12 protein-coding genes are annotated in these 9,947 nt (G+C 67.5%); 7 read left to right on the top strand and 5 right to left on the bottom strand.

Going from position 1 to position 9,947, the window contains the following annotated elements; all coding sequences use genetic code 11:
* Positions 1 to 286: 286 nt before the first annotated feature.
* On the top strand, positions 287 to 928 hold the full coding sequence (locus ACFC0D_RS19095; RefSeq protein WP_376436993.1) for an SMI1/KNR4 family protein: 642 nt from the start codon (positions 287 to 289) through the stop codon (positions 926 to 928).
* Between the two features lie 240 nt (positions 929 to 1,168).
* On the opposite strand, the gene ACFC0D_RS19100 is transcribed toward ACFC0D_RS19095, so the two are convergent.
* Positions 1,169 to 1,549: a hypothetical protein gene (locus ACFC0D_RS19100; protein WP_376436996.1), complete on the bottom strand. Its 381-nt coding sequence runs from the start codon at positions 1,547 to 1,549 to the stop codon at positions 1,169 to 1,171.
* 627 nt (positions 1,550 to 2,176) lie between these two features.
* On the opposite strand from ACFC0D_RS19100, the gene ACFC0D_RS19105 reads away from it, so the two are divergent.
* The 6 genes from ACFC0D_RS19105 to ACFC0D_RS19130 all read left to right on the top strand — a co-directional run bounded on the left by ACFC0D_RS19105 (position 2,177) and on the right by ACFC0D_RS19130 (position 6,065).
* Complete coding sequence (locus tag ACFC0D_RS19105; protein WP_376436998.1) at positions 2,177 to 2,509, top strand: hypothetical protein; 333 nt, start codon at positions 2,177 to 2,179, stop codon at positions 2,507 to 2,509.
* Between the two features lie 206 nt (positions 2,510 to 2,715).
* On the top strand, positions 2,716 to 3,396 hold the full coding sequence (locus tag ACFC0D_RS19110; protein ID WP_376437000.1) for a TetR/AcrR family transcriptional regulator: 681 nt from the start codon (positions 2,716 to 2,718) through the stop codon (positions 3,394 to 3,396).
* A gap of 22 nt (positions 3,397 to 3,418) precedes the next feature.
* Positions 3,419 to 3,556, top strand: coding sequence for a DUF2867 domain-containing protein (locus ACFC0D_RS19115; RefSeq protein WP_376437003.1), 138 nt, complete (start codon positions 3,419 to 3,421; stop codon positions 3,554 to 3,556).
* A 106-nt stretch (positions 3,557 to 3,662) separates the two neighbouring features.
* On the top strand, positions 3,663 to 4,193 hold the full coding sequence (locus ACFC0D_RS19120) for a hypothetical protein (RefSeq protein ID WP_376437006.1): 531 nt from the start codon (positions 3,663 to 3,665) through the stop codon (positions 4,191 to 4,193).
* A 388-nt stretch (positions 4,194 to 4,581) separates the two neighbouring features.
* Positions 4,582 to 4,893, top strand: coding sequence for a hypothetical protein (locus ACFC0D_RS19125; protein WP_376437009.1), 312 nt, complete (start codon positions 4,582 to 4,584; stop codon positions 4,891 to 4,893).
* A 2-nt stretch (positions 4,894 to 4,895) separates the two neighbouring features.
* Positions 4,896 to 6,065, top strand: coding sequence for a sigma-70 family RNA polymerase sigma factor (locus ACFC0D_RS19130; RefSeq protein WP_376437012.1), 1,170 nt, complete (start codon positions 4,896 to 4,898; stop codon positions 6,063 to 6,065).
* A 326-nt stretch (positions 6,066 to 6,391) separates the two neighbouring features.
* Here the strand turns inward: ACFC0D_RS19130 and ACFC0D_RS19135 are convergent, their stop codons facing one another.
* The 4 genes from ACFC0D_RS19135 to ACFC0D_RS19150 all read right to left on the bottom strand — a co-directional run bounded on the left by ACFC0D_RS19135 (position 6,392) and on the right by ACFC0D_RS19150 (position 9,843).
* Complete coding sequence (locus tag ACFC0D_RS19135; protein WP_376437015.1) at positions 6,392 to 7,183, bottom strand: hypothetical protein; 792 nt, start codon at positions 7,181 to 7,183, stop codon at positions 6,392 to 6,394.
* A 44-nt stretch (positions 7,184 to 7,227) separates the two neighbouring features.
* Entirely contained in the window at positions 7,228 to 7,605 is a 378-nt protein-coding gene (locus ACFC0D_RS19140) for a transposase (RefSeq protein ID WP_376437019.1), read from the bottom strand.
* A 374-nt stretch (positions 7,606 to 7,979) separates the two neighbouring features.
* Entirely contained in the window at positions 7,980 to 8,387 is a 408-nt protein-coding gene (locus ACFC0D_RS19145) for a transposase (RefSeq protein ID WP_376437134.1), read from the bottom strand.
* A gap of 664 nt (positions 8,388 to 9,051) precedes the next feature.
* The gene (locus ACFC0D_RS19150; protein WP_376437142.1) at positions 9,052 to 9,843 is read right to left on the bottom strand and encodes a hypothetical protein; all 792 of its coding nucleotides are present in this window, start codon (positions 9,841 to 9,843) and stop codon (positions 9,052 to 9,054) included.
* Positions 9,844 to 9,947: the final 104 nt, after the last annotated feature.

The following is a 9,947-nucleotide window of genomic DNA, read 5'->3' on the forward strand; positions in this document are numbered from 1 at the left end:
CTCGTCCATATCGTCCTTGTGGCCTGCCCTTCGACCTGGCCGGAGCTCCAGGGAGTGGAGAGTCCGGCGGTGACGGCGTCGATGTCGCGGCTCAGTCCGTTGATCAGGGAGTGGAGAGCGGGCAGGTTCGGGGCAGCTGGTCCGGATAGCCTTGAGGTCGGCGGCGTCATGGGCGGTCAGGTATGCGTGACCTGCGGGGCGACCAACTGCCCGCCTGAATGGAGCGCGTCCTCGCCGACGAAGCCGGGCAGCCGGACTTGTCAGACCCGCCATCTACCGTTTGCCCATGACATCGACAAATCTCGCTCTGTTTGATCAGGCATGGTCCCGGTTCGAGTCGTGGCTGGCCGCCCAGTCGCCAGCGGATCACGCCACACTTCGATCGCCTGCAACGGCTGCTGAGATCGCTGAGCTGGAGAAGCAGCTGGGCTTCGCCCTTCATCCTGAGCTCAGGGGGCTGCTGGAGCGGCGGAACGGTGTTGTCGGGCCCGAGCTGAGCAATGGACCCGAGCCAGGGGTTTTCCCGGCTGGCAACATTCTGCCGCTGGGCCATCGGCTCAGCTCGACCGCTGAAATCGCATCGATGCACAGGATTCTCGTGGACGTCGGCGAGGACAACGCCGAGGTCGAGCTGTGGGATGAAGAAGACCTCGCTGGCCATCTGCATCTCTGTGTGCCGTTCGCGCTGCCCAACGACGGAGGTGTCGCGTTCGTCGACCACCGGCCTGGGCCCACGTATGGGCACGTGTATGAGATGGGCATCGGCTCCGGCGATCTGGAAGGCACCCTCTGGGGTTCAAGCCTGACCGAGTTCGTCCGCGCCGTGACGGACGCTCTGGAGACGGGCACTCCGTTCAAGTACTACTGGCCAGCCACCTTCGAGCACTCTTCGGGCAGGACCTGCATCGAATGGGAGATCCGTTCGTAGATCGCATCGCAGGCGCGGTCTTGGGTCGTTGCCGAGGGATGCCTGCAGTCATCCCCTCCGATTCAGGCCCGCCGCGGGTGAAGTGCTGTAATACCCGAGAAGGGGCCGCACCCAGCTGGAGGAGATGGTTTCGGTACTCCAGACCCGTTGCGTCGAGCTCGAGGGCGAACGGGACCGCGCGCGTGAGGAGATTCGCGCCGAGGTGCAGCGCGAGCTGGACCTGTCGGTCGAGTACCGCCGTCAGGCCGACCGACAGCTCGAGCACGCCCGCCGCGCGCCAACCGGGGGGCGTACGAACTTCGGCTGGCCGCGGAAGAGAAGGTCGCCCGGGAGCAGCTCGCTGTGCGGCAGGTGGTTGACCAGGCGGCGGACGCCGGCTCGGCGTTCGTCCCCCAGCCGTCTGCCTATGCTGATCAGGGGATGACGACTCCCTCGATGGAGCAGATCGCGGACGTGCTGCGCGAGGCTGCAGAGCAGCTGGCTGAACAGGACCAGGACCTGGACGAGCTGCGTGAGCACAGGGGCCTGGACCGCGTCGGCCCGCCGGCCGACGAGGTCGTCGTTGTCCGTGGACAAGTCGTGGACCGCGGCGATGTCTCCGCTGAGCGTGAGACTGTCCACGAACAACCGGCAGACAACGCGGACAACTCTGTGACCAGGGACGTTGCGAGCGGCAGACCGAGCCGCGGCAGAGCCGAGCCCTCCATCGCCCGGGCGGTCGAGATGGCCGCCAACCCCGTGGAACTGGGTGCTCAACTTCAGGCGCTGCGGGCCTTAGCGGGAGCCGAGAAGTGGTCGCACGCCGTGGACATGATGAGAACGAGACCGGGCTTCCTCGGGGAGGGGCCGACGGAAGCGGCCCGGTTGAGGAATGGCTGGCCGGCCGTCGTCTCCCCGAACGGTGGAAGGACCTGGAATGGATTCTCGTCGGGCTCGACGCCACCCCGCAGGAAGTCACGTCCTTCCGCAGGGCAATCCACCGCCTGAGAACCACTCACGTAAGCACGTCTGCCGACATCAGCGCCGCAGTTCTCGCCCGCCGTGCCGCTGCTGCTGCCCGTCCCCAGCCGGCAGCCCAGCGGGCAATCCGGCCGGACCCCGAACGGCGCTGGGACGCAGCCGACAACGTCGGCGCACGCGACAGGGGCCTCGGGCAGCCGCGCTCGCAGCGGATGAGCTGCCCAGACCGCTTCCACTGAAGGCCCCACGAGGCCGTCCATTCCATCGGCGCCTACGCGGAAGCCGATCGTGCGATGGCGCGACGAAGCCCTCGCCATCACCTCGCTCACCCTGATCGTCACCATCGGGGCTGGCTACACCGCCGCATTGGGGGCCGATCCCGGGCCGGCGATCTGGAAGATGGCCGTCTTCGCGGTGCTTGCGCCGGCCGCTGCGGTGCTGATCGGCATCGCCGCCATCGTCCTCACCTATCCTCCGCCGAAATCCGGCATCTCGGACCGGCCACCCCTGCACGTACTGACCGGAGGCGTCCCCGCCCTGCTCGTCGGGCTCACCGTTCCGCCGCTCCTCGGCCGAGACCTCGGCGGCCGGTGGCTCGCCGACCTCATAGGACTCCTCTAGCCGACGGGCAGCAATGAAGAGGCGCCCGACGTCGACCGGATGCCTCTCTGCGTCCGACACCGACGTCAGGGGAGACGCGAGACCGCCTGTCCGCGTACTCGTAGTAGAAGTGCTCAGCCAGGTACGGATGAACGTGCCCAGCTGTCAGGTGTGCGGCTCTGCGGCCCAGTCGGGCGGCCACCCGGGGCGCTTGCTAACATACATACATGCATGTACGAAACCAGTTGGACCGGTCAGCCGGGCGGGGCTCGGCCAGTCGTCCCCGTTCCAGCCCGACCGAACGCAGCGTGCAGACCCGCGGCGCCCTGCTGGAGTCCGCCGCCCGGGGCTTGTCCCGGTACGGCTACGGCAACCTCGCGCTGGAGCAGGTGGCCAGAGACGCCGGGTACACCCGGGGTGCCCTCTACCATCAGTTCAAGGACAAACAAGACCTGACCCTGGCGGCGCTCCAGTGGATCCTCGACACCTGGGAGCAGGAGGTGGGCCGCCTCGTCGGCCAGGAGTCGGAGCCCGTCGCGGCGCTGCTGGCCATGGCGCGCGGACACGCCGTCTTCTGCCGACGCGACTTCGCCCGCATGGCGATCGCGCTGCGGCTGGAGTTCACCGGGCAGGACCATCCCGTCGGGCGCGAGGTGGAGCGGAGCTACGACGAGCTCGTCACCCACTGCGTCCAGCTCATCGACGCCGGCCGCGCGGCAGGAACGATCCCGTCCGGCCCTCCGGCCCGTACTCTCGCGCTCGCCTTCGTCGGCGCCCTTGAAGGAACCGTCGTTGCCCTGGCGGGCCAAGCTCCGCATGACGAGCTGCTCGCCGAACGCGCCGTCGCCGGCGTGCTCGGACTCGCCCCCGCTGCCCCCGACCGGACGCCTTGGCTGGGTACCGGATGACGCCGGCGGCTACCGGGGTCAGATGGCTGTGCTCGCGAAACCGAACGGCCTGCTCGGCAGGATCTGCATGGCCGCGATCGTGCCGTTCCGGTACCTGATCGTGTACCCGGCGCTGATGCGCATGATCGGACAGGGGTGGCGAGTCGGCACGCCGACCTGACTGCGGGCACCTCGGCAAGACCAGGACCGTCCCCCGCCAGTCGATGAAGACGCCGCTACTCGCACTCGCCCGAGGCAAGTTCCCGAGGGAAGTTAAGGAGATGAAGGTGGAAGCAGGAACCAACCGTCCCGTCCACCGAGACGGAGCGAATGGTGATGATCGCGTGCTGACCGTCCGTCAACAGCACAACATTCCCGAGGTGATCCGCGCTCTCAGCCCGACCGACCCCGACTACATCGACGTCTTCACGCTCACCACGAATGACACCTCACACAGGTCACCGGAGCAGTGGGCCCGCGCGGCGTTCGAAGACGTCGCGGGCCTCAAAGGCCAATTCATCTGGCGGGTACTTCTTGGCCTGCGTCTGAAGCGGCAGGCATCACCGGACCACGTGGCCGGATGGATGATCGCTGACCGCTGCGACAGAGGGATCCGGCTCGAAGCCCACTCCTGGATGCTGACCGGCCACCTCGTCGTCCACGTCGATGACGAGCAGGTGTCGCTGGCCACGATCCTCCGCTACGACCGGCCGATAGCGGCACGCATCTGGTCGCCGCTGTCCGCAGTACACCGCCGATTGGCGCCCGACCTGCTGCGCGACGCGCACAGGGTTCAGCAGCCGAGGCAACGCCGATGACCCCGTCCGCGAAGTACGACGAGATCGCGCGGACGGCACAGGTCCTACTCGCAGAGCAGAGCGGGCCAGAAAGCTCGGACACAGGAACTGGGCACGTTCACCCGTACGTGGCTGAGCACTTTCACCTGTACGCCGACACCGCCCCCGACACGAACCACTGCACGAGCGCAGCGGCGAGATGGACTCCGGCCCGGGCGGCCTCAAGCGTCTCCGGCGAGGTGGGCGTCTGGCCCCCGTGACGGGACGTCTGCCCCTCCCACAAGGCGCGCATCATCGCCTCCGCCGGGGCGATCGGATCGCCGCCAGGCCCGGGCACCACGACTCTTCCCAAGTCACCAGCACAGCGGCGCCGGATCCGCAGGCACAGCGTCAATCGAGGGAAGACGTCATGAGCAAGAAGACCCTGCCGCACGCGGGGCACGCCGCCGCGTGCAGTGAACAGCCGAAGCCGTGGCAGCGCCGAGGCCGGCGCGGCATCTCGATCACGATCATCGTGATCGAACTCCTCCGTATCGAAGCCGAGACGGTGGCCTGGCAGGACCCCCTGGAGAGCGGGCTGGCGCCGGCCGTCGCGCTCCTGGGCGTCGAGCTGGTGTGCGGAACGGTGCGCAGGGTTGCCCGCCTGCTCGCGCAGCTGCTCCCCGAGCGGATCGAGTTCACGCGTCCGAACGGCAGGCCGCGGTTCTCGTTCGGCTGGTAGCCGTGACCTCCAGCGGTCACTCCGCTGTCGCCCCGCCCGCCATTGCGGACGGGGCGACAGCCCTGCCCGAGAACAGTGGGGAGCACGACCTCATGCCCGTCGCCTCGCTGGCGGAGGCATACGACGAGTTCCTGAACCACAGGGAATTCGTGCGCCAGCACCTCCACCGTAAGGGGATCTGGGACGAAGCGGCCGAGGACCTGCTGTCCCTGATTGGTGTCCGGTATGCGTTCTACCGCCGCGAAACGCGGATCGAGAATCCTCCGGCGTTCCTGACCACGATGACCAAGCACGCAGTCGCGGACTACATGCGGCGGCACCGGAAGTCCGACATCCCGATCGGTGACGGGGAGGACCTCATCCCGCTGCTGGGCCATGAGCGCTCGACCGAGGACACCGTCCCCGACGGCTTCCTCAATGAGGAACTGCTGCTGAAGGTGAAGAGCCTGCCGAGGCGGCAGAGCGAGGTCATCGTTCTGATCTACATGAATGGTCTGTCGTACGAGGAGGTGGCCAGAACCGTGCAGCTGACCCCTCGGGAGGCCGCGGCGCGCCGGTCGCTGCTGGCGGAGCAGAAAGAGCAGTTGCGGCGCCACGGCCAACTGGTTGACAGCGGGCGCGCCCTCGTCACGGGTGCGCTCGTCAAGGTGATCACCGACCGTGGGTGGGACCGCCGCGATTGGCCGCCCCTGCCTCGCCAATCCCAAGGACGGTGGGTCGGCTCTCCGGAAGGATCCTGGCCCGAGAAGCTCACGGTCGAGCTGCCCGCCGACCTCGTCGCATGGCACATGCAGGGTGCTGGTTCACCTCGAGCAGCCCGATCGATGAGCTCCACAAGTGGCGCGAGCGTCATCCCACTGCGCGTCCCAACTGCGCTACGAGGCCCGGCTGTGGAGCCCGGGCGCTCGCCGACTACCGGCGTCTGGCCGCCGAGGTCCTCACGCCGGGCATGGTCTGGCGCGACGCTGTCCTCGCCAGCATCTCTGCGGCCTTTGTGCGGCATTGCGGCATCGACAAGATCAGGATCAACGCCTTCCTGGACAACACGAGTAGCAGTCCCTCACACGCCCCACGGCGGCCCCCGGGAATCCCTGGCCGGGCCGCCGCGTGCTGTCCGGCTGCCGTCCCTCGAAGGTGTCACGGTCCCGGTTCCCGCACGCGTAGGGGTCTGAGGAACATCCGTGTCAGATCGTGCGCTAAAAGTCCAGCTCAAGGCCGTGAGCGCAGCCTGATCGACTGCATGGGCAGGTGCCCCCACCTGCATGGGCAGGTGGGGGCACCGAATCCCCTACCTGACGACTTCACCGTCGGTCCAACTTCGTTGTCGCAAAGTTGCGTTGGCCCAACTTCATTGGCACGGGGGCCGTTTTCGCTGTTACAGGTCAGCGTTGCAGTCGCTACGAGTGGCTCTGTTCACGAGAACGGGCTCTGGCTCAACTTCTGTGACGCGGACACGCTCGGTTATCAGCGCGCGGTGAGGACAGGCTGGGGCCTGTAGTTAGAACGGCGGGTCTTCGCGGCATCCACCTGTCCAGTCGTCTTCCAACGAAGCGCGTTCGGCCAGAAGGCGGGCGTATCGTTCACGGGCTTCGCTGTCGGCCGCGTTCTCCAGATCGCTGGTTTCGTGACCCCAGGCCTTCAGCGCGTCCAGGACACAGTCTCGGTTGTGGCGGTCAGAGCTGGTGTCCAGCAGACGGTGGGCGTGGCCGACTAGCTCGCCACGGTGCTCGGCAAGAAGGGGGTGTTCTGCGAGGGGGACTGCCGCGACGAGGGCTGCGTCGCGCACTTCCGCGCTCTCGTGGCAGAGGAGGGGATGGACGGCGCAGAAGATCGTCGGCCGCAGGTCCCGAAACGCGCGCACCTCATCGTACTCGTGGAAGAACCGTGCACCGTAGAGGCGTTCACCAATGGCGACGCGCTCGTCGTCCGCGTCGTAGGCAGTGTCGCTGAGCCACTCCAGCAACCCCACGAGCGTTGGATGGACAGTGCCCTGGCCTATGTCACCTGCCGTGATGGCCGGGTGGTGGAGGATGGATGCGATGAAATGGGCTACGGGAACGGTGGCTTCGTAGATGGTGTTTTGGTGGGTCACCTGCCCGAGAGCCTCTTTGGCAGCGGCTTCCCTGACGACCGGGTTGGAGTCGAGGAGGCGTGCCAGTGTCTCTGGCAGGGATTCGCCTGTCCCGCACGCTGTAGCGAGGGACGGCCAGTCTGTACCGTCCAGGAGCGCTTGATAATCAGGTAGCGCGTTCGGGTTCGGCTTCTCGGTCTGCCTGCAATTCTTGGCCACAGAGGGAGGCTATAGCGGTGCCGATCGGGCATGCGCGCATGGCGTCACGAGCAGAAGAGGACGCGCTTGCGTAGGAGATGGAAGCCTGCGCGGCCGAACATCTGGCGCTTGAGCATCTTGATCCGGTTGACGTGTCCCTCGACCACGACTGAGTTCCAGGGCAGGGTCAGACCGGCGATCACGGCGTCGCGGTCGCGGTCGATGCCTGCGGCAAGGGTGTGAAGGCTGGGCAGGTCGTCCTGACGGACGGCGTCGAGCCACTCCGGGAGTCGTTCGCCCTGGCGCTCGGTGAGCATCCGGGCGAAGGAGCGAACGTGGCCGGTGAGGGCTTCAAGCTCGGGGCAGTTGGCCAGCACAGCCTTGAGCCGGAGCTGCTCGATCTCCGTGAGCGTTTCCGGACGGCTGAGAATCCATCTGGCCACCAGGCGGGGTGCTGGGGTTGTGCAGTGACCGGTCGGGGTGATGTGCGCTTCTTCCTGATGTATGCGCTGACGATGCCGTAGCTGCCCCTGTAACCGAGCGGGCTGATCTCCTCCCGGAGTTTCCAGGCGTTGGCGCAGCCCTCGTTCCAGTGGTCGTCGAGGTAGGGCTTGTACTCGTCCAGCGCGGAGGCTCGGTTGAACTGATACTGACCGGTGAAGAGGTCTTCCGGTCTGGCGGCATCGGCAAGGCTCTTGACGGTGCGATGCGTCATGTGAAGTTGGCGGCCGATGGAACGGCGGGTGTGGCCGGCTTTCAGCATCGCGTGGACCGTGGCGTGCCTGGCCCGGATGCGGTTGGCGAACCGGTCGCTGTTTCAGGGTGAGGCCGGATCCACCACGGATGGTGCGGGAATGTCAGCCCCCTCCGTGACTGGTTCGGGGGCCAAGACTCGCAAGCACTGGCGGTGGCGGGCAACGGCCCGATCGGCGGCCTCGCTGAGGTTGTGCCACAGATGCCACCGGTCAGCGACCTGGATTGCTTGGGGTGCCCCGGCTGTGGCGCCTTCGGCGTAAAACGGAGCACGGTCCCGGCAGATCACCTCGATGCCAGGGCGCTTCGCCAGCCACTCAGCCAGGCTGGACGCCTCTCGATCGGGCAACAGGTCCACCGGCCGACGGGTCTCGCAGTCGACCAGCCGCAGCACCGTGCTGCGGCTGACAGACACTCCGAAGACGCTCGCCATCCGGGCGCCGGCCCGGCCCGCGAGAGCGAGGCCGACCATGGCCAGAGTCGACCGAAGACGTTCGGTCCACCGGCTGTATTTCCTGGTCAGCCCCGGTATCTGCTCGACGAACGTCCGCCGTCCGCATACAGCGTCCAGACAAAAGAACGTGCGGACTCGCAGGCACAGAACCACCCGTCGTCCTGCGCTAGGTACATCGGCGGGACACCGCGGGTAGGAGCTGTGTATTCGGCTTGAAGAGCACCCGCAACTCGCACACGCCGCCCCGGCCGCCGCACTGCGGGCCTCGACGCGTATCGCCTCGTCGTTCACTTCCACTGACAGCACCGTCACGTTCGCGACCGACGGGAACGACAGCCCCTTCAGACCAAGCAGTGTCTCTTCCACGATGCCGAACTGTTGGCCACCCCAAGATTGGCACTGATCACTTTCAGGCAACTTCCCGGACGCTGCTGCGGACGCCAGCCGTCACTCAACGTATGCGCTTCACGGAAAGCGAGCCAGAACCGGAACTCGTGAACAGAACCACTACGAGCTTCGGTGGGCGTTGTTGCTGGTGCGTCGAGTGGCTTCCTTCGGGCCATCCGGACGCCAGCTAACGGGGATGGCCGCCGTTCTGGCCAATCTGGCCTGACCCGCACGGAGGCGGAAAGGGGGAAGCGTCCGGGCGCTTCCCCCGTAAGGCCTGTCCGATCAGCGCCGCTCAGCGCCTCGCTCGGCGCAGCCAGCCCAGTGCCCCGCGGGGATCGGGCAGCTTCGCCGGGCCGTCGGCGTCCTGGCAGCTGCTGTGGGGCTGCACGTCCTTCAGACGCGCGTCCCAGGGGCCGTCCGCCACCGACAGATAGACGAGGAGCGGACCCTCGGGCAGCGGCAAGGTCTCCCTGCGCGCGCCGATCTCGTTGACGACGGCTCTTCCGGGACTGGGAAGCGTGGCGGGGTCCGTGTGCCCTGCCAGTCGGTAGAGGTGGACGATGAAATTGCTGCTGCCCTTGAAGTGGAAGGTGACGTCGGCCGTCCCTCGGGTGTGGAGAAGGACATCGGGTCCCCAGTTCTCCAGTCGGTCCTCCGCCAGGCGCCGGGCCTCCGCCAGTGGCAGGATCCGCACCTGCCAGGAGTCGCTCACCTCCAGCCGCAAGCGCAGACGCCCGTGCTCGGGGACGGACGCGATCACCCGGCCCCGGAAGTCCTTCTCCGTGGTGTTGACGAGTGGACGCCCCTTGGCGTTGGAATCGTCGAGGCGCCACAGCCCCGTGTAGCCGCCGCCCTTCACGGCCAGTTCGACCATCACAGGGCCGGGCGGGAGATCCTTCACGGTGATCACGTCGTTGTCCCGGCCGGTGACGGTGCGCGGCTTGAAGACGGGCCCGCACGTCCAGGCCGACGGGTCGGGCTTCGGCGCGGGCGGGGAGGACGCCGTCAGGGGCGCCTGGTCCGGTGCCTCGGCTCTGGCCTGCTTCTGGGCCAGAGCCAGGGCCCGGATCTGCTCCGGGGTCATGTCCAGGATCTGGTCCCGGGTGAGGCGCAGGCCCTGAGCCGGGGCCTCGGCCGGGGCGGCGGGCGGGGGGGGGGGGGGGGGCGGGGGGGGGGGGGGGGGGGGGA

The sequence above is a fragment of the Streptomyces sp. NPDC056222 genome (genome assembly GCF_042264065.1).
GTDB lineage: Bacteria > Actinomycetota > Actinomycetes > Streptomycetales > Streptomycetaceae > Streptomyces.

What these genes read in the sequence shown, in the direction of transcription:
- ACFC0D_RS19125 (WP_376437009.1), top strand. Translation starts at nt 4,582, where the DNA reads ATGAGCAAGAAGACCCTGCCGCACGCGGGGCACGCCGCCGCGTGCAGT.
- ACFC0D_RS19110 (WP_376437000.1), top strand. Translation starts at nt 2,716, where the DNA reads ATGCATGTACGAAACCAGTTGGACCGGTCAGCCGGGCGGGGCTCGGCC.
- ACFC0D_RS19145 (WP_376437134.1), bottom strand. Translation starts at nt 8,387, where the DNA reads ATGGTCGGCCTCGCTCTCGCGGGCCGGGCCGGCGCCCGGATGGCGAGC.
- ACFC0D_RS19115 (WP_376437003.1), top strand. Translation starts at nt 3,419, where the DNA reads ATGGCTGTGCTCGCGAAACCGAACGGCCTGCTCGGCAGGATCTGCATG.
- ACFC0D_RS19095 (WP_376436993.1), top strand. Translation starts at nt 287, where the DNA reads ATGACATCGACAAATCTCGCTCTGTTTGATCAGGCATGGTCCCGGTTC.
- ACFC0D_RS19150 (WP_376437142.1), bottom strand. Translation starts at nt 9,843, where the DNA reads ATGACCCCGGAGCAGATCCGGGCCCTGGCTCTGGCCCAGAAGCAGGCC.